This window comes from Actinopolyspora mortivallis DSM 44261 (assembly GCF_000384035.1).
GTDB classification, from domain to species: domain Bacteria; phylum Actinomycetota; class Actinomycetes; order Mycobacteriales; family Pseudonocardiaceae; genus Actinopolyspora; species Actinopolyspora mortivallis.
Genome location: NZ_KB913024.1, coordinates 3,354,555 through 3,376,560, shown reverse-complemented (window position 1 = coordinate 3,376,560; position 22,006 = coordinate 3,354,555). Strand labels below are relative to the sequence as shown.

The following is a 22,006-nucleotide window of genomic DNA, read 5'->3' as shown; positions in this document are numbered from 1 at the left end:
TGGGGCTCTTCCGTGCTTCGGGGCGCCTGGGGCTTCGGGCCGTTCCCGGCCGGGGTGAGCCCCCGGGGTGGCCTCCAGTGTCTCAGCCGTCGACCCCGGGCACGGGGGGACCGAGCAGGTCCTCGGAGTCCACGATCCGGTAGGCGTAGCCCTGTTCGGTGAGGAACCGCTGCCGGTGGGCGGCGTAGTCGGTGTCCAGGGTGTCCCGGGCCACCACCGAGTAGAAGTGCGCCTGCCCGCCCTGGGCTTTGGGGCGCAGCAGGCGGCCCAGCCGTTGGGCCTCCTCCTGGCGGGAGCCGAAGGTCCCGGAGACCTGGATCGCCACCGAGGCCTCGGGCAGGTCGATGGAGAAGTTGGCGACCTTGGAGACCACGAGTCGGCTGATCTCGCCGCGCCGGAAGGCTTCGTAGAGCTTCTCGCGTTCCCTGTTGCGGGTGGAGCCCTCCAGCACCGGGGCGTCGAGCTCGTGGCCGAGTTCGCGCAGCTGTTCCAGGTAGGCGCCGATCACCAGGGCGGGTTCCTCCGGGTGCTGGTCGAGGATGGCCCGCACCACCGAACTCTTGCTGCGTGCCGTGGCGCAGAGCTTGTAGCGGTCCTCGGGCTCGGCGGTGGCGTAGTCGAGACGTTCCGCCTCGCTCAGCGTGACCCGCACCTCCACGCAGTCGGCGGGGGCGATCCAGCCCTGGGCCTCGATGTCCTTCCAGGGCGCGTCGAAGCGTTTGGGGCCGATCAGGGAGAACACGTCTCCCTCGCGGCCGTCCTCGCGTACCAGGGTGGCGGTGAGGCCGAGTCGTCGTCGGGACTGGAGGTCGGCGGTCATGCGGAACACCGGGGCGGGCAGCAGGTGCACCTCGTCGTAGACGATCAGTCCCCAGTCCCGGGACTCGAACAGGTCCAGGTGCTGGTACTCGCCCTTCGACTTGCGGGTGATCACCTGGTAGGTGGCGATGGTGACCGGCCGGATCTCCTTCTGCTCGCCGGAGTACTCGCCGATCTCGTCCTCGGTCAGCGAGGTCCGCTCGACGAGTTCGCGTTTCCACTGCCTGCCGGCGACGGTGTTGGTGACCAGGATCAGCGTGGTGGTGCTGGACTCGGCCATGGCGGCGGCGCCCACGAGGGTCTTGCCCGCTCCGCAGGGCAGCACCACCACGCCCGAGCCTCCGGCCCGGAAGGAGTCGGCGGCCTGGCGCTGGTAGTCGCGCAGCTGCCAGCCGCGCTGGTCGAGGGAGATCGGGTGGTGTTCGCCGTCCACGTAGCCGGCAAGGTCCTCGGCGGGCCAGCCCAGTTTGAGCAGGGCCTGTTTGAGCCTGCCGCGTTCGCTGGGGTGCACCACCACGGTGTCGGCGTCCAGCCGCTGGCCGAGCATGGGGGAGATCTTCTTGCTGCGCAGCACCTCTTCGAGCACGGAGCGGTCGCGGGCGACGAGCACCAGCCCGTGCGCGGGGTCGCTGGTCAGTTCCAGGCGGCCGTAGCGGCCCATCGTCTCCACGATGTCGACCAGCAGCGGCTGGGGGACGGGGTAGCGCGCGTGGTTGACCAGCGCGTCCACCACCTGCTCGGGGTCGTGCCCGGCGGCTCGGGCGTTCCACAGCGCCAGCGGGGTGATCCGGTAGGTGTGCACGTGCTCGGGGGCGCGTTCCAGCTCCGCGAACGGCGCGATGGCGGTGCGTGCCTGTTCGGCCTGGGCGTGGTCCACTTCGAGAAGAACCGTCTTGTCCGACTGGACGATCAGTGGTCCGTCACTCACGGGCTGGCTCCTGGCTGACCTGGGTTCGTGCTGGTGTGCGCGGCGCGGACGCCGCGACGAGCAACGGGTTCGCGGGCGCCGAGTATTCCATCCGGTGCGTAACGGCCGTTGATGGCCGTGGTCGTTCACCCGCTGGTGGGAGGAGGTGTTCGGCGGTTGTTCGCCCCGCCCGCAGGAAGCGGACTCTGGGTGAGGGACGCACCTCGGTTTCCGGGGGCTGAGCCCGCCGCCGCGTTCGCGGCGAAAGTGATTCCCACGGCGGGACAGTGCTGTTGAGATCGCAGGTCACCAAGTGCTCCCCGCACAGGAGGATGGACGTACGCTGAGAGCTACCGAATGAACACGTAGCGGGGAACGTATCCATAATCAACGCGTTTCCCTCTGTTATTCGACGTCACTACAGCAAGTCTCAGTGGGAGGTCGAACTCTGGACGGTAGTCCCTCGGTCCTGTGGAGTTCTAGTAGATCGGCTACTGCTGTCGGGAGGCTTTCGTTTGTACCCATTTCGCTTGGGGGATATAGATGACATGTCAGGCACCGGTGGTGTTGTGTGGTGGCGTCAAAGGGTATCTTCGAAGGGATGCTTCGATACTTGCGTACGGGATTTTTGGCCCCGGTGGGAAATCGATTGTGGGCAGTGGATGTGTTTCAGCCTGTAGCTGCGGTGTTCGACCCGCTCAAGGGGAAACTGCTCCGATTGGTGTCTTATAAGGAGGTGCCAGCCCCTCCGGTGACTGACGCTGGGTGGTGGGAGGGATGGCGCGTGTTGGGCTCCTCGGCTGGTCTGTGGGTGCAGCCGTCGAGGACGGGGCCGGTAGCCCTGATCGGGGAGGAGGGGGTGATACGAAGCGATGACGCCATGGGTGCTCGATTGCAGGCGGTCAGCGAGGTCGGTGCTTGGTGTCTTCCGGATTCCGATTCTCCGGGTGGGAAGACGGTGAGAACGGTGGTGTTGCTACGTCCCGATGGCAGTCGAGCAACATTGACATTTGACCGAGGAGTTAGTGCATTGCGCTCGGACCGGGAGGGAGTGTATGCACGCGTGGAGTATACTGAGGATACTTCTACACCAGATCCTTCTCCTCGGCGGCAGCACTGGATCAAGGTTCCCAATCCAAGTGCCATGCAGAATAAGAAACACTACTTGGTAGACGAGCTTTTTGTGCGAAAATATCCGAAAGTGCCAAATCGTTGGGTGAACGGGACACTGGCTGTGGGAAGTCCTTGGCATGCTCCGCCGCATCCGAGTAATCCCGGCGTCTTGTGTGCGGGTCTGCGCTGGGCTTTGGGCAGTGAACAGCGGTATCTTCCCCGACTACGTGCCCTGGTCACAGGGCATGATCCCGCTAGTAATCGCGAAATACATCATTTTGATCTTGGAGTTGGCGAAGTGCTAGCAGCCGCTCCTGTTGAGCCGTATATTTGGATAGCGTTGCGCCGTGCTCCCCGCGCTTCACAACGAAACAACCAATCTGTAGAGTTGCTCCGTTTGGACACCCGTACTGGTCATCTGGAAACTCTCGTGGCGCCGAATTCGATCGATATTACTCAACAGTGTTGGCCGGTGCAACGGCAACCGGATGAAGTCGATACTTACGTCGAATATCAACGTCAACGATTCGCCGCTCTGGATTCCTACTGGAAGGACTCGCATGACGGCCAACCGCACCCCCTAGTGCCAGGTATGTACGCGTTCCGGAGTGAACTCGTCGGAAATTGGCCCGAGACTCATTTGCGAATGAGCTTCTTCCATGAGTGTTATCCTGGTATACGTTTGGTGAAGACAGAACCTTTGTTCGACGAACTGGGGCGCCCAACACCACCAGCACACCCGGATATAGAATTGTGGGAAGGATTTAATACTGGACAGTGGCCCCCGGCTAGCGAGGCTATCCAAGCCACTCTCTACCTCTAGTGTCGTGGGGCAGTAGTTCGACGTTAGTTGGTAGGGTTGGTTGATGCCGAGCCCGAAGGTTGCGCCGGTGGTCCTGTCCGTTGACGAGCGGCAGATGCTGACTTCGTGGAGTCGACGACGGAAGACGGCGCAGGCGCTGCGGTCGGTCGCGGATTGTGTTGCGGTGTGCCGAAGGTGGCACGATTGGCGCGGTTGCGGTGGGTCTTGGGGTGTCGAGGGACATGGTGTCGAAGTGGCGTTCCCGATTTCTGGCGAGCAGGCTGGAAGGCCTGTCGGACGAGCGATGTCACGGTCGGCCTCGCACGATCACTGACGATACAGTCGACGCGGTGATTACCAAGACACTGGAGGAAACACCAGGCGAGGATAGGCACTGGTCGATCCGGTAGATGGCCGCAGCGATGGGGATGTCGCAGTCGGCGATTTCCCGGATATGGCGTGCTTTCGGGCTCAAGCCGCACGTGATCGAGACATGGAAACTGTCGAAGAATCCGCTAGTTCGTCGACAAGGTTCGTGACGTCGTTGACCTCTACATAACCCCGCCTGAGAACGCGATAGTTCTCGCAGTCGATGAGAAAAGTCAGATCCAGGCGATCGATCGCACAGCCCCGAACCTGCCGATCATACCCACCACGCCGGTACGGCAGACCCACGACTACGTTCGCCACGGCACCACCAGCCTGTTCGCTGCCTTCAACGTGGGCAGCGGCTCGGTCATCGCCCAGCACTATCGCTGGCACCGTCACCAGGAGTTCCTGCGTTTCCTCAAGCGCATCGACGATGCGGTCCCGAACGACCTTGACCTGCACTTAGTCTTGGACAATTACTCCACACACAAGACTTCCAAAGTCAAAGAATGGCTGATCCGCGATCCCCGGTTTCATCCACACTTCACCCCAATCAACAGTTCCTAGTTGAACCTGGTCGAACGCTGGTTCGTCGAACTGACCAACCGAAAACTCCGCCGCTCAGCCCACCGCAGCGTCACCGAACTCGAAGCTGACGTCCGCAAGTGGACCAACGAATGGAACGCCAATCCCAAGCCCCTCATCTGGACAAAGATCGCTGACTACATCCTCGACACACTCCCCGCATACTGCGTACGAATTAACGACTAAGGAATTAGGCGAGGTGCGTTCGGAGGAGATATGGCACATTCCTGGTGTCACCGAGCGGGACTTGGTAGACTGAAGATCAGTCGTCGAGGTAGTCTTGTTTGATCGTTCGGACGAACTGATGTGCACGTGGTATAGTCCATAGAGAGCGTGTCGCCGTGGCGGTCCTTGGTGTCCCGGATTCTCATGATCTCGAAAGCGTAGTTGGCCTCGACGAAATGTGTTCCCGCAACTGAGGCCCAAAACCGCTCCTGGGTCTGCCAGGTCTGGCAACAGCTTCCGCTCTACACCAGTGGGCAGACCATCGGACTCGTCTACGACCAGGACAGCACCGAACTCGCCGAAATCAGTGGACGGGAGGAGATCTCCGAGCGTGCTCGGCTCACCCTGCACCACTCAACGTTTCAGCATGCCGAGACCAGGTTGCCCCGTAGTGGTAGTCCATGTCGAGATGAAATACGCCCAACGGATGAAAGAACGCGGGCAGGCCTACGGAGTGATTGTGCTGAACAATACGGTTTGTGACCTCGCCAAAGGATGCGGCGCTTCTGTGCGAGCGATTCTTCCTCGCGGTTCGATCTTGGCCGTTTCGGAGCCCAGAGATCGTGAACCGATCGAACTTCGAGGAGAAGTCAGACCATGACCACCCTCGACACCGGAACCGTGGTCACCGCAGTATTCCACGATACCTTCCACTACGCCCGTACCCCTGATGAGCTCAACGAGCTCGTCCGAACTATCATGAGCGAACCACCTCGACCGGTCTGCGAAGTCTATGTCTGGGACCGTCCGTGTCGTTCGTTCCGCGAAGACGGAGGGCTGGAGTTCCACGAGGGTCGTCTTCGCGTGTCGGTGGGACCGCTCGATGGGTGGGCGGCACTGAACTACGTCGATCCCGACGCGCCGGACGGCGCCCTCGTGGATTCTTACAATCCCGATAATACTGATTGTTTGCTACCTCTCCTGCCCTTCGGACCCGAGGATATCGACTTTCCCGCTTCGGCTTCGATCCCGCTGCACCAAGCCCGCTAGGCCATCACCGAATACTGCCGCACCGGAGCCTGCCCCCCTGCATTGTATGGCAACCCGGCTACTGATACTGACCGTCTTCGTTTCCGGAACAATAGTGATTTCTACAACGGGAAGCGCTGTTGAGATCGCAGGTCACAAAGGTACTCCCCGCGCATGCGAGGACGGGCCGTGGTGGCCCGGTTTCAGGCAAAATCGGGACACGTGCTCCCCGCGCAGGCGGGGAGGGGCCCGGGACACGTGCTCCCCGCGCACGCGGGGACGGGGATTCGGGGCGAACCGCTGGTTTCGGAAAGGTTCCATTGGTACAACGCTTGGCGGGAAGCCCCGGCCGACGGGCTTCGTTCTCCGACGCCGTCCAGTAGGTTGCTCGCCCGAAAGAGTGAGTCAACGAGAGAGGACGGCGTGAGCACTCCACCCCAGACACCGGATTCGCCGGAGGACCCCTCGACCGGGGATCCGCGGTTCACCGAGGAGTCCTCGGCGGCTGAGCAGGACTTCCCGGGGCAGCAGGACTCCCCGGAACGGGAGGCGGCGGGCGAGGCCGCTTCGCACCCCGAGGCCGAGTCGCGCACGGACGAGGACGACGCCCCAGCCCCCGAGCAGAAGCGCGGGGGCGGCAAGCTGGTCCCCACGTTGGTCACGCTCGGAGTCGTGGTGCTGCTCGGTGCGGGGGCCCTGTTCGGATGGCAGGCGTGGAAGTCCGGCGCGGTGCCCGATCCGCAGGAGATCTTCGCCGACACCGGAGGCAACGGGCTCGCCACGGGCGACTGCGTGGACATCTCCCGTCAGGAGAAGGACGAGGTCGAGTTCGCCAAGGCGGAGTGCGGCTCGGCCGACTCGGACTTCCACGTGGTGCAGCGCCACGAGGGGAAACAGCAGTGCCCGCAGAACTCCTACGACATGCTGCTGGTGGGGGACAACTCCTACTGCATGGTTCCGGACGCGGTGGTCGGCGACTGCGTGGTCGACCTCGAGGGCGAGAAAACCCTGATGACCAAAGTGGACTGCTCCGCTGACCGGGCGTCCTGGCGTGTCACCGAGGTCGCCGACAAGGCCGACTCCGAGGTGTGCCCGCCGGGGGCGATGTACCTGACCTACCCCGATCCGGCGCGGACGCTGTGCTTCGCCGAGCTCACCCGGCAGTGAGCGGCGTCCTCCGCGCGATCCCGGTGCGTCACCGGACGAACCGGACCCGGCGGCGGGGTGTGTGCGCCCCGCCGGTCGGCCCCGTGCCGGAAATCCCCGGCGTCGTGTCGGGGTGATCGGTTAGGTTGGAAGCCGTGTGAACGGATCTCGGATCCGCACACCGTCACCGGGCACGTCGGTACCGACGAGAGTCCCGTGGGGAGCACGGAGGGCATCGTGCTCCCGCCCGTGTCCCAGCCACGAGCGTCGGAAGAGGAGCGCGTGACACCGCAGCCACCGGGTGGTTCCCAGCCGGAGTACCCGCCCCCGCAGAACCCCCCAGCGGGCCAGCCCCCCTACGGGGCGACACCCCCTGGCCCGATGAACGCGGGCCACTACGGCGGACCCGCCTTCCCCCAGGGAACCGCCCAGCCCGGCGGGCCCTCCGGCGGAAGGGCGTTCCCGCTGCTGCTGTTCGGGGTGCTGGTCCCGTCCGTGCTGATCACGGTGATCGCGGTCGTGCTCGCCTTCGGAGCGCGGATCGGTTCCTCCGACGCGTCCCCGTCGGAGGGTGAGAACCCGTTCGTGGCGTTGGGGACGGAGGATCCCCAGCGGCAGGAGCCGGACTGCCTGGAGATCGTCGAACCCAGTCTGGACTCCCTCGTGCAACGTTCCGCCCCGTGCGGCTCGCGCGAGTCGGACTACGAGGTGGTCCGGAGTAACCCCGTGGACTCGCTGGAGTGTCCCTCCGAGTCCTACAGCCGCATCGCCGTCGACGGCCGGGGCTACTGTCTGATGCCGGACGTGCGTGCCGACGACTGTATGCGCGAGGGCAGCCCCGACGAGCTCCGCACCAAAGTGGACTGTTCGGCCGTCGAGGCCGACCTGCGGGTGGCCGAGGTCCTGCCCACCACGGACGGACAGTGTCCCGTGGAGACGGAGTGGTACATGGACTACCCCGTGCCGGGCAGGACCCTGTGCCTGACCCCGGTCTCGGCGATATAGCGCCGGGTCCACGGCGGACCCGGCCGCCCGCTCACTCGGTCGAGCCGCGTTCGGACCCGGTCGAGTCCGAACCGGCGAGGGCCGGTTCGTCCGCGCGGTCCTCGCCGGAGGAGTCCACCTCGCCGGGCTCCTCGTCCTCCCCAGCCTCGTCGTGGTCGCCCTCGCCCCGGTTCTGCGGGGCGTTGCGCAGGGTGCGGGCGATCTCGCCGCGCAGCCGGACGAACAGCTCGGACTCACGAGTGCTGATCTGGTCGCGCTGCTGGCCCAGCTCCACCGCCACGTCGGCCAGCACCGTGGCCGGGGACTTGGACAGCACCAGCACCCGGTCTCCGAGGTAGACGCTCTCGTCGATGTCGTGGGTGACCAGCAGGATCGTGGTGTCCTGTTCGGCCCGCACCCGCAGCAGCAGGTCCTCCAGCTCGAACCGGGTCTGGGCGTCCACGGAGGCGAACGGCTCGTCCATGAGCAGCAGTGCGGGTTCGCAGGCCAGCGCCCGCGCGATGGCCACCCGCTGCTGCATCCCCCCGGAGAGCTGCCACGGGTACTTGTCCTCGGCCCCGGACAGCCCCACCCGCTCCAGGGTGCTCAGCGCCAGCTCCCGACGTCGCGCCCGGGGAACACTCCTGGAGCGCAGCGGGAACTCCACGTTGCCGCGCACGCTCATCCACGGAAACAGCGAGCGCCCGTAGTCCTGGAACACCACGGCCAGGTCCTCGGGCACCCCCCGAACCGGTTGTCCGCGCAGGCGCACCTGCCCGGCGGTGGGGGTGACCAGCGAGGCGATGCAACGCAGCAGGGTGGACTTCCCGCACCCGGAGGGGCCGACGATGCAGGTCAACTGTCCGGCCGTGACCTCGAAGGAGACCCCGCCGATGGCGGTGTGGGCCTGCTGTCCCGGATAGGTGTGCGTCAGCTCGGAGACTTCCAGCATGCTCGGCATGGTTTCGCTCCCGTCGGGGGTGGGCTCGGGTGTTGGCTGTGTTGCGGTCATCGCGGCACCGCCCGCAGCACTCCTCGTTCCACGGCGGACAGGGCCGTGTTCAGCAGGTAGCCGAGGATCCCGAGCAGCACGATCCCCGCCCACAGCCGTTCGTAGTCGAACTGGTCGCGCGCGAGCATCATGGCGTGGCCCAGGCCGTTGCTGGCTCCGACGAGTTCGGAGATCACCATCATGATCAGCGCGAGCGAGAGACTGATGCGCAGTCCCGCGAAGATCTTGGGCAGCGCCGCGGGCAGCACCACCGAGACGAACCAGTGCGCGCGGGAGATGCCGAAGGCCCGGGCCGTCTCGGCCTTCACCGGGTCCACGGAGCGGGCGCCGTCGGCGCTGTTGAGCAGTACGGGCCAGAGGCAGCCGAAGGTGATCGTGACCAGCTGGAGGGTGAAGCCGATGCTGAACAGCACCATGAACACCGGGAGCAGCGCCGGCGGCGGGATGGAACGGGCGAAGGACAGTAGCGGCCCCACGTAGGCCAGCGCGTTGCCGGAACGCCCCAGCAGCATCCCCAGCACGATTCCCACCAGGGCGGCCAGCAGCCACCCCAGCAGCAGCCTGCCGACGCTCGGCAGGACGTCCTCGAAGGCTGCCTCGGTCAGGAAGAGGGTGCCGAGGCCGCCGCTGAACCACAGCTGCCACATCTCGGTGATGATCCGCACCGGCGTGGGGAAGAAGGGGCTCTGGACGCCCACGGTGGCCAGTTGCCACAGCAGCACACACGCGGCGAGCACGCCCAGCTGGGAGGCGGAGGCGGTCAGCCCGCCGCGCCACCGTCGTGTCCTCGAAGGGGTGATGACCTCGCTCATGCCGTTCCTCCCGCCGGTGCCCAGGTGATCCACCTGCGTTGGGCTCCCGCCATGCCAGCGTTGATCAGGTATCCGAACACGCCGGCCACCAGCGTTCCGGCCAGGACCTGGTCCATGCGTCCGGCTCCGCTGCTGGCCACGTAGATGAAGCTGCCGATGCCGCCGGTGCTCGGGTTCAGCATCTCCACGCTGACGAGCACGATCAGGGCGGTGCTCGCCGCCAGCCGCAGTCCGGTGAACACGAACGGGACCACGTGGGGGATCTTGATCCGCAGCAGGCGCTGCGCGCGGGAGACGCGGAAGGCCCTGGCCGATTCGAGCAGCTGCTCGTCCACCTGCCCCACCGCGTAGATCGTGTTGAACAGCAGCGGCCACACGGCGGCGTAGCAGGCCAGGAAGATCTTGCCGGCGGGGCTGCCCGCCGAGATCACCACCACCAGGGGGATGAGTGCCACCGAGGGCACGGGACGGAGGAACTCGATGAGCGCCGTCACGGCGGTGCGCAGCAGGGGGACGCTGCCGAGCAGCAGCCCGGCCGGTATCGCGACCAGGGCGCAGATCCCCAGCGAGATCACCCAGGACAGCACGGTGGCGAGCACGTCGAGCAGGAAGTCGCCCTGGCCGAGCAGCCGGGTCAGTTCGGTCAGCACGAGCGAGGGGGGAGGCAGGTAGTACTGGGGGGCCAGTCCGGAGCGTCCCACTGCCTCGCAGAGGGCGAGGAAGGCGAGGATCCCGGTCAGGGCGCGGGCGGTGTTGCGCATCGTGTCCCGAATCGGTCGAAGGGGCGGCTCCCCGGGCGGGTTCGTCCGCGCGGGTCCGCGAAACGGGCCGGGCCGCACTGGGCGGCCCGGCCGCACGGTTTCCTGATCTCACGTCGTCCTTCCGGAGCCCGGCGGGCACGGGGCGGCCGGGCTCCGGAAGGATGCGGGGTCAGCCGTTTTCGTCGGGAGCGTGGAAGAGCATCGACTCGATGTCGAACTCCTCCTGCGGGAGCTCTCCGTTGTTCTGCATCAGGCTCACCACGCTCTTGAGCCTGCTGGACTCCAGCGTGGACGGGTAGGAGCCGATGGTGACCAGCGCGGCCGTCTTCGGGTCGATCTTGGTGTACTCGGGCAGCAGCTGTTCGATCGTGCTGCGGTCCCCGTTGGCCTCGGCCTGCGCCTTGGCCATCACGCGCTGGAACTTGGCCGCGGCCTCGGGGTGGCTGTCGACCCACTCGCTGGTGGAGGCGTACCCGGCGATCGGCATGTTGGCCGTGGGCCCGGAGGTCTGGTCCAGCAGGGTCTTGGCCCCGAGCTGGTTGGCCCGGGAGATGAAGGGTTCGATCACCGAGGCGGCGGCGACGTCGCCGTTCTCCAGGGCGGCGGGCATGTCGGGGAAGTCCATCGTCACGAACTCGACGTCCTCGGCGTTGACCCCGTGGGTCTTGAGGGTGGTCAGCGCGGTGAGTTCGTTGAGGTTGGCGCGGGTGTTGACCGCGATCCTCTTGCCCTTGAGGTCGCTGATCTCCTGCACGGGCCCGTCGGGCATGTGCATCAGCAGGAAGGTGCCCTCCTTGGCCTGGTAGGCGTCGGAGACGATCTTGAGGTCCACCGTTCCCTTGTGCTGAGCACGGATGAACGAGACCCAGTTCCCGAAGGTGATGTCCAGCTCGCCGCTGGCGATCTTGGGGATGCCGCGGGCTCCGCCGGCGATCTGGGTGAGGTTGACCTCCAGACCCTCCTGCTCGAAGTAGCCTTTCTGCATGGCCAGGTGCAGGGGGGCCACGTCCACGGCGGGCATGGTGCCGAGGTTGATCGTGGTGGTTTCCGAGTCGGAGTTCGACTCGCCCTCCGAACCGCTGAGCAGGCCGCAGCCGGAGACAAGGAGGAGACCGACGCCGGTGGCCAGGGCCAGCGTGGTCCGGAACAGCGAGCGGGCTCGTCTGCCGGCTCGTACTTCGGATCGAACCATGGTCAGCAATGCTCTTTCGGATGAGTGGAACGTGATCGGGGCAGGTCATTACTTTCACGGTTCCGGTACGAAGAGTCAACAGCGACTCCGCACTCACCCGAATGGGTGGATTTTCTTGCTGCGTTCGCTCACGTAGCGCTAATGCACGAGCGATCTCCACTGGTGTGTCCCGCTGTCCTGTGTCCATCGGACGTGAATGTGTTTCATTTCACAGTGATCTGTGGTGTTGCTCACTGTGCCTGTCTGGCCCTGCAAGTGCCCTCGAAAGGGGGAGAAATGGCAATAGTGTGAATAACGCTACGTATAGCGCCCCACTTTTCCGATCGTGGTGTCCGTCAGTAGGCTGAGGCTGCCCGCGGGAGTCGCGCGGACCCGGGTTGCGGGGTGTGGGTTCGGGATGCCGCGAGGGTGTCCCCGGTCCTGAACTGCACATCCCCGTGTTTTGGTGTCGCCGATCCGAGTGATGCGACGGCACGTGTCCGTAACTGTCGGAATGAGGAAGCCACGAGTGGCCGGAGGAAACAAAGGCCCCGATCGGTCGACCGAAAGGGGAGGCGCGGATTCGCACCCCGTGACGGGTGCCGAGACCGCCACCGCGAGCGATCAGGGTGTGCTGGGGCAGACACCCTCCGCGAGCAGCGGAGACGGTCCGGCCGACGACCACGTCGAGGACCGTCCCTCCGGGGGGCTGCGCATGCGCAACTGGCGCCTGCGCACCAAGATGCTCGTGGTGCTGCTCGTCCCCGCCCTGGCCGCGCTCATCTTCGGAGCCTTCCGCGTCGCCGCCGACTACCAGCGCGCCCAACAGCTGCTGAAGATCCGACAGCAGGTCACCCTCGACGCCAGCGCGGCCAAGGTGGTCCAGGAGCTCCAACGCGAACGTGACCTCACCGTGGCCCACATCGCGGCCGGCAGGGGCGGCGACCACAGTCAGCTCGTCGAACAGCGGCGCGCCGTCGACGAGGCGATCACCGACTTCCGCGACGCCGTCGAACAGGCCGAGCAGCGCAACCGGGAGACCGTGGTCACCCCCTACCGGGAGGCCCTGGGCAGGCTCGACCGGGTGCGGGCGCTGCGCACCGTCTCCGACGAGACGGCCTACCCGGCCACGGCCGCGCTGCGCGCCTACAGCTCCTCCATCGACAACATGCTCGACCTCGGCGAGCAGGGCGTGACCCGGCTCAACAACCCCGAGGTCGTCCAGCTGTACCTGGCCACCAACGCGGTGGCCCACGCCAAGGAGCAGGAGTCCGTCAAACGCGCCCGGCTGCTCGCCGCCCTGGAGCGCGGGAACTTCGGACTCAACGAGCAGCGCGCGCTGCTCACCGCCGAGGCGGGGCTGCGCGCTGCGATGGACGACTTCCGCAAGTGGGCCGACAACAGCCAGATCCAGACCTACGAGGACACCGTCTCCGGCCTGGCCGTGGACCGGGCGCACACGCTGGAGGAGACCGCCCTGGTCCGCGCCGCCAACGGACGGGACCTGGAGGGGATCGACCCGCAGGAGTGGATGCGCTCCTCCACCGAGCTGGTGAACCTCACCTACCAGGTGAGCACCCAGCTGCGGCAGCAGTTGCAGGACAAGGTCGACAACCTGGCCGGCGCCGCGCGCACCCAGACCTACGTCGCCGTGGTGGTCGTGCTGTCGGTGCTGATCGTGGCCTTCGCGATCGCGCTGTTCGTGGCCCGCTCCCTGCTCGCCCCGCTGCGCACGCTGCGCCGCTCCGCGCTGGAGGTGGCCGACCACCGGCTGCCCGAGGCCGTGGACTCGATCCTGGAGGAGGAGAACCCGGACCTGTCCTCCCGCAACCGCATCGACCCGATCCCGGTGCACACCACCGAGGAGATCGGTCGGGTGGCCCGTTCCTTCGACGCGGTGCACGCCCAGGCACTGCGGCTGGCCTCCGAACAGGCGTTGCTGCGCAACAACGTCAACGACCTGTTCGTCAACCTGGCCCGGCGCAGTCAGACGCTGGTGCAGCGCCAGCTGTCGCTGATCGACCGGCTGGAGCAGGACGAACAGGACCCGGACCAGCTCAGTCAGCTGTTCGAGCTGGACCACCTGGCAACCCGGATGCGCCGCAACAACGAGAACCTGCTCATCCTCGGCGGCACCGACCTCACCCGTCGGACCGTGCGCCCGGTGCCGCTCGCCGAGGTCATCGGCGCGGCGGTCTCCGAGGTGGAGCAGTACGCGCGCGTGGTGATCGGGGAGACCCCCGACCTGGCCATGCAGGGGCGCGTGGTCAACGACATCGTGCACCTGATCGCCGAGCTGCTGGAGAACGCGACCGTCTACTCCAACCCGGACACCGAGGTCACCGTGCGCAGCGCCTACCGCAGGCAGGAGCTGGTGCTGGAGATCCGGGACCGCGGCGTCGGCGTGGACGTCGAGCAGCTCGACGAGATCAACGACCGGCTGGTCCGCCCGCCGGACATCGACGTGGCCGTCTCCCGCCGTATGGGGTTGTACGTGGTCGGCCAGCTCGCCCGCAGGCACCACGTCACGGTGGAGCTGCAGAACAACGACGACCTCGAAGGCGGGGCCACCGCCACGGTACGGATCCCCGGGGAGCTGATCGTGCAGATCACCCCGAACGGGCCGATGCCGATGCCCGACGTCCCGGTCGGTGAGCAGCACCGCGACCCCGTGGGCGACACCGGAGCCCACTCCGGGCTGGCCGCCGCCTTCGGCTCCTCCGGCGGGGAACGGAACCAGCTGCCCGGCGACGCCGAGGGCTTCGGTGGTGTGCTGGAGAGCGGACCCGCCCCGGTCGCCGAGGAGCCGCACAGCGAGGCGAGAGCATCCGAGCGGGAACCCGCGGCCTCGTCCGAGCGGCCGGAGGCGCCCGGCGCACAACCCCCGAACTACTCGGTCCAGGTGTCCTCCGGACAGGCCTACGGGGCCACCGAGATACCCGGTGAGATCCCCGGCTGGGACGAGGACCCCGCCCCGGCGGCACCGGCCACGCCGAGCGCCGCCGAGCGGAGCGGACCGGACACGGGCTGGTCCACCGTGGACTGGCCCGGTCCGGAGGAGACCTCCGGGCACGAGGCCCCGGCCGGGACCGGCGAGAACCTGGGGCAGTGCGGGCCGCCGCCCGGCCTGGACGGCCCCGGCGACCTGTTCCAAAGCCCCTTCGAGGAGGACAAGACCGAGCACCTCGCGTGGCCGGCGCCGGAACCGGAGTTCCCGGAGTCCGTCCCCCGGGCACGCCCCGAGGAGCCGGTCACCGCGGCCGCCCCCACCGAGGAACGTCCCCCGCTGGGAAGCGGTCCCCCTCCGGGTGGTGGCCCGGAGGCGGACGACACGCCGACGGAGCGGCTGCCCATCTACGAGGCGGTGCTCTCGCAGTGGTTCCGGGAGGAGGATCCCCAGGATCCCCCGCCGGAGAGTTCCGCCTTCGAGGGCACCACGGACCTTCCGCCCGACTCCGAACTCGTCGACGACGCCGTCGGCTGGCCGAGCAACGACGTCTTCGCCGGACGCGGGGCAGGTGCGGACGGGTCCTCGGGTGACGACCGGGCCCGCCAGACGGGCGGGGTCGGCGCGGCCCAGCCGAACGGCCACGACCTCGTCGGCACACCGTCCGGCAACGGCTCCGCCCCGTACGGCGGTGGCGCCGAGACCGACGCCGTTTCCGACCGGGGGAGCGCCGCTCCCGCCGGGGCGACGAGTCCGGGAGCCACCGCGGCGGGGGCGCCGGGCAACGCGTTCCAGGCGTTCTCCGGTCGCAGGGCTGCCAACCGGGAGCAGCGCAACCGGGAGGCCGACGCGCGTCAGGCCGGGATCGACCCCGGTTGGGGCGCCGGGGACGAGGGCTGGCAGGCTGCCGAGGCCCTCGCACAACGAACCGAACAGGAGCAGGAGCACACCGCTGCGGGTCTGCCCAAACGCAAGCCGAAGTCCAACCTGGTTCCGGGATCGGCCAACCAGCAGCACACTCCGCTGCCGAACAGGCCGACGGTGCCCAGGTCGGCTTCCGCTGTCCGTGGCAGAATGTCCAACTTTCAGCAAGGTGTTCGGCGTGGTAGGCACGCCAAAGTCGAATCCGATTCGACAGAACAGTCCCGCTCGATTCCGAGCCGTCCCGAGGAGCAGGAGTGACCGGGTCCGTCCAGCAACCCATGAGCAGCAACAGCTTCAGTTGGCTGATTACCGACTTCGTACGTCGGGTGCCCGGCGTAGCACACTCGGTCGTGGTATCCGCGGACGGTCTGCTGCTCGCAGGCTCGCAGGGCCTGCCGCGTGATCGTGCGGAGCAGCTTTCGGCCGTCGCCTCCGGGCTGGTCAGCCTCACCCAGGGTGCCGCGCGGTGCTTCGAGGCCGGTGACGTCACCCAGACGGTCGTCGAGATGGAGCAGGGGTACCTGTTCCTGATGTCGATCAGTGACGGTTCTTGCCTTGCCGTGTTGGCGGCCCCGAACGCCGACATCGGCTTGGTCGCCTACGAGATGACCCTGCTGGTCGAGCGGGTGGGGCGCCAGCTCACCCCCGAGCTGCGGGCTCAGTTGCAGGGTATGGGTCGATGAGATCAGCCTCGGCTGACGTTGGGAGCTCACGATGAGCGAGGGGGCCAACCCGAACTGGGACGGCGACCTGTTCCGGCTGTACGGTCAACGCGCCGGAGCCGACGAGTGGCAGGACGACTTCCTCGACGGCCGCTCCGGTGAACGCGGTGTTCCCTCCGGGGACACCGCCGCCACCGAGGAGTACCAGCGCGGGCTGTTCGGCGGCCCGGGAGCCGACCTGTTCGGCTCCGAGTACGGGTCCGAACGGGACGCTTCCGGCGCGGGTGCCGAACCGGAGGGCCGCGACAGGGGGGACAACGGCCCGATGTCGATGCCCTCCATCTCGCAGCCGATGTCCTCCATCTCGCAGTCGATGCCGTCCCTGTCCTCCTCCATGCCCTCCCTGCCGGGGCAGGGCACCTCGCCCCTGGGGGGAGACGGGGAGGACGAGGGCTCGTTGATGCGCCCGTACGCCCGGACACGGGGCCGTACCCGCAGCGACTACGACCTCGCCGTCGAGACGCTGGTGTCCACCAGCGAGCGCGGACGCACGCAGAGTGCCCAGGCCACGCCCGAACACCGGTCGATCTGTGGTCTGTGCACCGAGGCGCGCTCGATCGCCGAGATCTCCGCCCATCTGCGTCTGCCGCTGGGCGTGGTGCGGGTGCTGATCGGTGACATGGCCAGTCTCGGCCTGGTCGAGATCCACGACAGCGGAATGGTCGTGGGCGACCGGCCGTCCATGGAGTTCTTGGAAAGGGTGCTCAGTGGGCTTCGCAGGCTCTGATCCCCGCGCGACGACCGGCTCCGACGGAGGAAAGACCTCGACCAAGATCGTGGTCGCCGGTGGTTTCGGGGTCGGTAAGACGACACTGGTCGGTTCGGTGTCCGAGATCCTTCCGTTGACCACCGAAGCGGTCATGACCGAGGCCAGCGTCGGGGTCGACGACCTCAGCGCCACCCCCGGCAAGGAGACCACCACGGTCGCCATGGACTTCGGCCGGGTCTCCCTGGACTCCGAGCTGATCCTCTACCTGTTCGGCACTCCCGGCCAGCACCGCTTCTGGTTCATGTGGGACGACCTGGTGCGCGGGGCCATCGGCGCGGTGGTTCTGGTGGACACCCGCAGGCTCGCGGACGCCTTCGCCTCCATCGACTTCTTCGACGACCGCGGGCTGCCCTACGTGGTGGCGGTGAACACCTTCGAGGGGGTGCTGCACCACCGGCTGGAGGACGTGCGGGAGGCACTGACCATCGACGAGTCCGTGCCGGTGCTCGGCTGCGACGCCAGGGACAAGGAGTCCACGAAGAACACGCTCATCACCCTGGTACAGCACGCCATGCGGCAACGCATGGCCACCTCCCAGGGCTGAGGCGCGAGTACCGGCCGGGCGTGTCCGTCCGTGTCCGGGAGCCGCTCAGTGCCGCACCACCGCCACGGAGGTGATGCGGTGCAGCGGAAAACTGCCCAGTTCCTCGCGTCCGGTGTCGAACCCCTGCAGCACTCCGTTGCCGACGCTCACCGGCCGCACGATCCGCTGCGTGGCCCCGCCCTGGACGTCCACGAAACCCAGCCACACGCTGTCGCCGCGTTCGGCGGCCGTGCGCAGCAGCTTCAGCGTGGCCTCCGCGCTGGGCCTGCCCCGTTCGGGGGCTATGGTGTTGCCGTCCACGGCCGCGGCCTGGTCCCCGGCGCGGAGCGTGCGCACCCGCTCGGCCAGTTGCCCCTCGTCCGGCCGGGAGGGCGCGGTCGGTTCCCCCCGCTGTCCACCGTGGCGTCCCCGTCCCCGGATCCGTTGTGGTCGGGGACGCAGGTCCAGTACCCCGCCCTCGGCGTTCTCCGCCACCGGCGCGTAGCCGCTGGAGCGCAGCTGTTCGACCAGTTCCTCCAGCGGAAGCGGACTGACCAGCACGGTGGGAGCGATCCGGCGCAGAGCCAGCCCGGACAGCTCGGACCTGCCGAGCACTTCGGTGAGCACCACGGGGTCCTCGCACCGCAGGAAGGAGGAGGCGGTGCCCGCGCGCAGCCGGCCGTGTCTGCGGGCGGTGTCGTCCACCAGATAGCTGAGAGCCTGCGGCACCGGGGTGCGGGAGCGGGTCCGGAACAGCTCGTGCAGCCGCTCGCTGTCCCGTCCGGCGTCCAGGGCCCTGCGCACGCTGGACTCGCTCACCCGGTAGACGGTCGCGCTGCCGGCGGACTCCACGTCGGCGACCAGCTCCATCTCCGCGGCCAGTTCGGGGGTGAGCCTGCCCGGGGCGACCACCGTCAGGTCGGCCTGCACGAGCACGTGGTCCACGGGCTCGGGGATCACCCCGCCCATCACCCGGGCCGCCGTGTCCTCGTCCCCGGCCAACAGGGTCCGTCCCCCCGAGGAGAGCCCTCCGGCGGCGACGACGCCGAGCGCGGTGGCCTCGGACAGGACCCAGTGCACCACCTCGTCCCGCAGCGGGCCGCCCCGGCGCGGCGCGCGCCAGGCCAGCACGGCCGCGACCTCGGAGTGGTGCCGCACACCGTGGCCGGAGGGGAGTTCGTCGAGCAGCTCCAGCACCCGGCGCCGTTCCCGGGGGGCGGTGGGGCGGCGTAGCCCCTCGGAGAGGGGACCCAGCAGGCGCCCCCGCTCGTCGCGCGAGCCGATCAGCCCGGGCAGACGGGGGGAGTCCAGCCAGGACCCGGCCAGCACGGCCCAGCGCTGTTCGGGCGCGGCGGCCAACCACGAGTCGGCCCGCACGGTGGGCACCCACTGCGGCCCCTCCTCGTCGGCGCTGGTGTCCACGAGCCCGGCCGCCACCACCAGTTCGGCCAGCAGCCCCGCCCGGTCCTCGTCGACGTCCAGGCTCTTGGCGGTGCGGCGGACCTCGCGGATCCCGATCCCACCGGAGCGCAGCACGTCCGGGGGCTCCCGCTCCCAGTCGCGCAGCAGCAGTTCCACGTGTCTGTTGAGTTCGAGCAGCTCCCCGGCGGCGGCCTCGTCGATCCTGCCCACGCCGTGTTCGACGAGCTCCGGTATCGGTTCGGCTGTCTCCACCCGGCCCATGGGTTGCTCCGGGCCCCGCACGGCCAGCCCGAACCGGCCGGGAAGTTCCACGGTGTTCTCGTCCCGGCGCAGCAGCACCCCCTTGTCCAGCAGGCGCTGGACCGGGGTGGGGTTGTCCCCCCGGGCCACGTCGCGGCGGGCCTCGCGGGTGTTGCCCACCGGCGAACTCCACGCGAGCCGCTCGACCCCCCGCCGTTCCTCGTCGTCCAGCCCGTCGAGCAACCGGCGGACGTGTGCCTCGGACAGGTCCGGTGCGAAGGTGCCCAGACCGCCCGGGTGGGCCCGCAGGACCTCCCTCGTCGTGGCGGGCACGCGCAGCTCGTCCCGCTCCCCCCACACGAGGGCGCGGGCACGCAGCACCTCCAGCCTGCCGGTGGTCTGCTCCACGGTCACCCCGGTGCCGAGGAACTCGGTGAGCCGGCGCACCGTCACCCCGTGCTCGTCGGCGCCGAGCACCACGAGGGCTTCCAGCACGGTCAGCGTGAACGAGTCGAGGTCCTCACAGGCACGGGCCACGGAGGCGCGCACCGTCGCGCGGTTGGCCAGCACCGTGGTGTCCGTCGGCGGCGGGGTGGCCAGGTCGGGGCGCAGCCGCAGTAGTTCGGTGAGGTGCTCGTCACTGGCGGCGCGCAGCCGGGCGGCCAGGGACTCGACGTCGTCCCGCGTGGTCTCCTGTTCCTGCGATGCGGGTTTCGGGGGCATCCCTTCCAACATACTCGCGGGGCACGGCGGTGCTCCGCCCTGTGTGGTCCCCCACGCGGAGACGACGCGGGGCGGGGGTACCCGGCCGGGTGATCCTCGGAGTCAGGCAAACTGGTCGACGACGGGCAGGCCCGGGGGTCCGCGTGCGGCGCCGGGCGTTCGGGCACGGCCCGGGCAGGACCGATCCGTTGAGGAGGTTGGCGTGGCCGAGGGGAACAAGGCCAAGGGCGAGCGCATCGACCCGGAATGGCCGCACGAGGGGGAGCACCCCGTGACGGAGTTCCTGTCCGACAGGCAGGGGGCCATGTCCCCCTTCGGAGAGGTGTCCTTCCCGCTGGCCGAGGGGGTGCTCCCCTACGAGCACCCGCACACCGAGATCAACAGGTGAGCCTGGCCGCCGGTCTCGGAATACCGAGTGCCGGAAATCACCTTCCACGAAGCGGTGGGGCACCGGTGTTGTCGGGGTGGTGAGTTCTAGTCTCGGACCCGCCACAGGGTTTCGCGAGAGCTCATCACTGACAGAGGTGCTACATGCCGGTTCCAGGTCCGGGATACTCGATCACCGTCCGCGTCGAGGCACCGCCCTCGGCGAGCGCGGCCGGTGATCTGACCACGGCGGTCGGGCGTACCGGTGCGGTGATCACGGCCTTCGACGTGGTCGAGTCGCACGCCGACCGCATCGTGGTCGACATCACCTGCAACTCGCTGTCGGCCGATCACGCCGACGACATCACCGAGGTACTCGAAGCGCTGCCGGGGATGCGGGTCAGGAAGGTCTCCGATCGGACCTTCCTGGTGCATCTCGGTGGCAAGATCGAGGTCAACTCCAAGGTCGCCCTGGCCAACCGGGACGACCTCTCCCGCGCCTACACTCCCGGGGTGGCCCGGGTGTGCACGGCGATCGCCAAGAACCCGGAGGACGCCCGCAGGCTGACCGTCAAACGCAGTTCGGTCGCGGTCCTCACGGACGGCTCGGCCGTGCTGGGGCTCGGCAACATCGGCCCGGAGGCCGCCCTGCCCGTGATGGAGGGCAAGGCGGCGCTGTTCAAGAAGTTCGCCGGGGTCAACGCGTGGCCGGTGTGTCTGGACACCCAGGACACCGAGGAGATCATCCGCGCCGCCGAACTCGTCGCCCCCGTCTACGGCGGGATCAACCTGGAGGACATCGCGGCCCCGCGCTGCTTCGAGATCGAGGCGCGACTGCGGGACCGGTTGAACATCCCGGTGTTCCACGACGACCAGCACGGAACCGCGATCGTGGTGCTCGGGGCGCTGCGCAACGCCCTGCGGGTGGTCGACAAGGACCTGTCCGACTGCCGGGTGGTGGTCTGCGGCGTCGGGGCCGCCGGTTCGGCGATCATCCGGCTGCTGCGGCAGAAGAGCCCCGCCGACATCATCGCCGTGGACGTGGACGGGATCGTGCACGCCGACCGGGGGGACACCGACGAACACCTGCGTTCCATCGCCGCCCGGACCAACGCCGAGGGGCGCAGGGGAACGCTGCGGGACGCGGTGCGGGAGGCCGACGTGTTCATCGGGGTCTCCGCCCCGAACCTGCTCAGCGCCGAGGACGTGGCCACGATGAACTCCGAGGCCATCGTGTTCGCGCTGGCCAATCCCGACCCCGAGGTGGATCCGCTGGAGGCCCAGAAGCACGCCACCGTGGTCGCCACCGGACGCAGCGACTACCCGAACCAGATCAACAACGTGCTCGCCTTCCCCGGCTTCTTCCGGGGCCTGCTGGACGCGCATGCCCACGAGATCACCGACGAGATGATGCTGGCCGCGGCCAACGCGATCGCCGACGTCGTGGACAGCAACGACCGGGTCAACGCCTCGTTCATCGTCCCCAGCGTGTTCGACACGACCGTGGCTCCCGCCGTGGCCGAGGCGGTTCGCCGCGTGGCCGTCGCGGGCGAGGGGTCGAGTGGCGGGGGAGCCCAGCGGGCGGCCGCCGTGAGCGGTGGGATCCCGGGTTTCGCCGACCTGGAGGAGGAGGTCGAGTTCTGATCCCCTCGCGGGGATGACCGTGCCGGTGCGGGGCGCCGTCCGATCCGTTCG

Annotated in this window: 16 protein-coding genes and 1 pseudogene; 11 read left to right on the top strand and 6 right to left on the bottom strand. The window is 68.1% G+C overall.

Annotation, left to right across the window (positions count from 1 at the left end):
- Nucleotides 1–82: 82 nt before the first annotated feature.
- Complete coding sequence (locus ACTMO_RS0115920) at nucleotides 83–1,747, bottom strand: DNA repair helicase XPB (protein ID WP_019855681.1); 1,665 nt, start codon at nucleotides 1,745–1,747, stop codon at nucleotides 83–85.
- A gap of 1,958 nt (nucleotides 1,748–3,705) precedes the next feature.
- On the opposite strand from ACTMO_RS0115920, the pseudogene ACTMO_RS22530 reads away from it, so the two are divergent.
- The 5 genes and pseudogenes from ACTMO_RS22530 (at nucleotide 3,706) to ACTMO_RS0115905 (ending at nucleotide 7,940) form a co-directional block, all read left to right on the top strand.
- Nucleotides 3,706–4,781: pseudogene (locus ACTMO_RS22530) on the top strand (IS630 family transposase).
- 217 nt (nucleotides 4,782–4,998) lie between these two features.
- Nucleotides 4,999–5,421, top strand: coding sequence for a DddA-like double-stranded DNA deaminase toxin (locus ACTMO_RS24200; RefSeq protein WP_425394325.1), 423 nt, complete (start codon nucleotides 4,999–5,001; stop codon nucleotides 5,419–5,421).
- Entirely contained in the window at nucleotides 5,418–5,810 is a 393-nt protein-coding gene (locus ACTMO_RS22520) for an Imm1 family immunity protein (RefSeq protein ID WP_245556211.1), read from the top strand. The genes ACTMO_RS24200 and ACTMO_RS22520 overlap by 4 nt, the downstream gene beginning before the upstream one ends.
- Before the next feature lie 402 nt (nucleotides 5,811–6,212).
- Nucleotides 6,213–6,956 (top strand): LppU/SCO3897 family protein, encoded by a 744-nt coding sequence (locus ACTMO_RS0115910; RefSeq protein ID WP_019855679.1) that lies wholly within the window; start codon nucleotides 6,213–6,215, stop codon nucleotides 6,954–6,956.
- Between the two features lie 261 nt (nucleotides 6,957–7,217).
- Nucleotides 7,218–7,940 (top strand): LppU/SCO3897 family protein, encoded by a 723-nt coding sequence (locus tag ACTMO_RS0115905; RefSeq protein WP_157062917.1) that lies wholly within the window; start codon nucleotides 7,218–7,220, stop codon nucleotides 7,938–7,940.
- Nucleotides 7,941–7,971: 31 nt separating this feature from the next.
- Here ACTMO_RS0115905 and ACTMO_RS21265 read toward each other — a convergent pair whose 3' ends face one another.
- The 4 genes from ACTMO_RS21265 to ACTMO_RS0115885 form a co-directional block, all read right to left on the bottom strand.
- Complete coding sequence (locus tag ACTMO_RS21265) at nucleotides 7,972–8,880, bottom strand: ATP-binding cassette domain-containing protein (protein ID WP_019855677.1); 909 nt, start codon at nucleotides 8,878–8,880, stop codon at nucleotides 7,972–7,974.
- A gap of 47 nt (nucleotides 8,881–8,927) precedes the next feature.
- Nucleotides 8,928–9,743, bottom strand: coding sequence for an ABC transporter permease (locus ACTMO_RS0115895; protein WP_019855676.1), 816 nt, complete (start codon nucleotides 9,741–9,743; stop codon nucleotides 8,928–8,930).
- On the bottom strand, nucleotides 9,740–10,504 hold the full coding sequence (locus ACTMO_RS0115890) for an ABC transporter permease (RefSeq protein ID WP_019855675.1): 765 nt from the start codon (nucleotides 10,502–10,504) through the stop codon (nucleotides 9,740–9,742). The genes ACTMO_RS0115895 and ACTMO_RS0115890 overlap by 4 nt, the downstream gene beginning before the upstream one ends.
- A 169-nt stretch (nucleotides 10,505–10,673) precedes the next feature.
- Nucleotides 10,674–11,696, bottom strand: a complete 1,023-nt coding sequence (locus tag ACTMO_RS0115885) for an ABC transporter substrate-binding protein (RefSeq protein ID WP_245556210.1) — start codon at nucleotides 11,694–11,696, stop codon at nucleotides 10,674–10,676.
- A gap of 571 nt (nucleotides 11,697–12,267) precedes the next feature.
- Here ACTMO_RS0115885 and ACTMO_RS21260 point away from each other — a divergent pair.
- From ACTMO_RS21260 to ACTMO_RS0115865, 4 genes are read left to right on the top strand one after another with little or no spacing between them, the layout of a single operon-like run.
- Nucleotides 12,268–15,804 (top strand): sensor histidine kinase, encoded by a 3,537-nt coding sequence (locus tag ACTMO_RS21260; RefSeq protein ID WP_051099094.1) that lies wholly within the window; start codon nucleotides 12,268–12,270, stop codon nucleotides 15,802–15,804.
- Entirely contained in the window at nucleotides 15,801–16,229 is a 429-nt protein-coding gene (locus tag ACTMO_RS0115875) for a roadblock/LC7 domain-containing protein (protein WP_017973097.1), read from the top strand. The genes ACTMO_RS21260 and ACTMO_RS0115875 overlap by 4 nt, the downstream gene beginning before the upstream one ends.
- Nucleotides 16,230–16,260: 31 nt before the next feature.
- Nucleotides 16,261–16,995 (top strand): DUF742 domain-containing protein, encoded by a 735-nt coding sequence (locus ACTMO_RS23770; protein WP_019855673.1) that lies wholly within the window; start codon nucleotides 16,261–16,263, stop codon nucleotides 16,993–16,995.
- A complete protein-coding gene (locus ACTMO_RS0115865; protein ID WP_019855672.1) occupies nucleotides 16,976–17,581 on the top strand; it encodes a GTP-binding protein in 606 nt (201 codons plus the stop codon). The genes ACTMO_RS23770 and ACTMO_RS0115865 overlap by 20 nt, the downstream gene beginning before the upstream one ends.
- A gap of 45 nt (nucleotides 17,582–17,626) precedes the next feature.
- Here ACTMO_RS0115865 and ACTMO_RS0115860 read toward each other — a convergent pair whose 3' ends face one another.
- Nucleotides 17,627–19,945, bottom strand: a complete 2,319-nt coding sequence (locus tag ACTMO_RS0115860; RefSeq protein WP_019855671.1) for a helicase-associated domain-containing protein — start codon at nucleotides 19,943–19,945, stop codon at nucleotides 17,627–17,629.
- A gap of 202 nt (nucleotides 19,946–20,147) precedes the next feature.
- Between ACTMO_RS0115860 and ACTMO_RS0115855 the strand changes: the two genes are divergently transcribed.
- Both ACTMO_RS0115855 and ACTMO_RS0115850 read left to right on the top strand, forming a co-directional pair.
- Nucleotides 20,148–20,333, top strand: coding sequence for a hypothetical protein (locus ACTMO_RS0115855; protein ID WP_019855670.1), 186 nt, complete (start codon nucleotides 20,148–20,150; stop codon nucleotides 20,331–20,333).
- A 143-nt stretch (nucleotides 20,334–20,476) separates the two neighbouring features.
- A complete protein-coding gene (locus ACTMO_RS0115850; RefSeq protein WP_019855669.1) occupies nucleotides 20,477–21,955 on the top strand; it encodes an NAD-dependent malic enzyme in 1,479 nt (492 codons plus the stop codon).
- The last annotated feature ends 51 nt before the right edge of the window (nucleotides 21,956–22,006 follow it).

Excerpts from the sequence above, each read along its gene's own strand:
- ACTMO_RS22520 (WP_245556211.1), top strand. The coding sequence starts at position 5,418 with ATGACCACCCTCGACACCGGAACCGTGGTCACCGCAGTATTCCACGAT.
- ACTMO_RS21265 (WP_019855677.1), bottom strand. The coding sequence starts at position 8,880 with ATGCCGAGCATGCTGGAAGTCTCCGAGCTGACGCACACCTATCCGGGA.
- ACTMO_RS0115895 (WP_019855676.1), bottom strand. The coding sequence starts at position 9,743 with ATGAGCGAGGTCATCACCCCTTCGAGGACACGACGGTGGCGCGGCGGG.
- ACTMO_RS0115890 (WP_019855675.1), bottom strand. The coding sequence starts at position 10,504 with ATGCGCAACACCGCCCGCGCCCTGACCGGGATCCTCGCCTTCCTCGCC.
- ACTMO_RS0115885 (WP_245556210.1), bottom strand. The coding sequence starts at position 11,696 with ATGGTTCGATCCGAAGTACGAGCCGGCAGACGAGCCCGCTCGCTGTTC.
- ACTMO_RS23770 (WP_019855673.1), top strand. The coding sequence starts at position 16,261 with ATGAGCGAGGGGGCCAACCCGAACTGGGACGGCGACCTGTTCCGGCTG.
- ACTMO_RS0115860 (WP_019855671.1), bottom strand. The coding sequence starts at position 19,945 with ATGCCCCCGAAACCCGCATCGCAGGAACAGGAGACCACGCGGGACGAC.
- ACTMO_RS0115850 (WP_019855669.1), top strand. The coding sequence starts at position 20,477 with ATGCCGGTTCCAGGTCCGGGATACTCGATCACCGTCCGCGTCGAGGCA.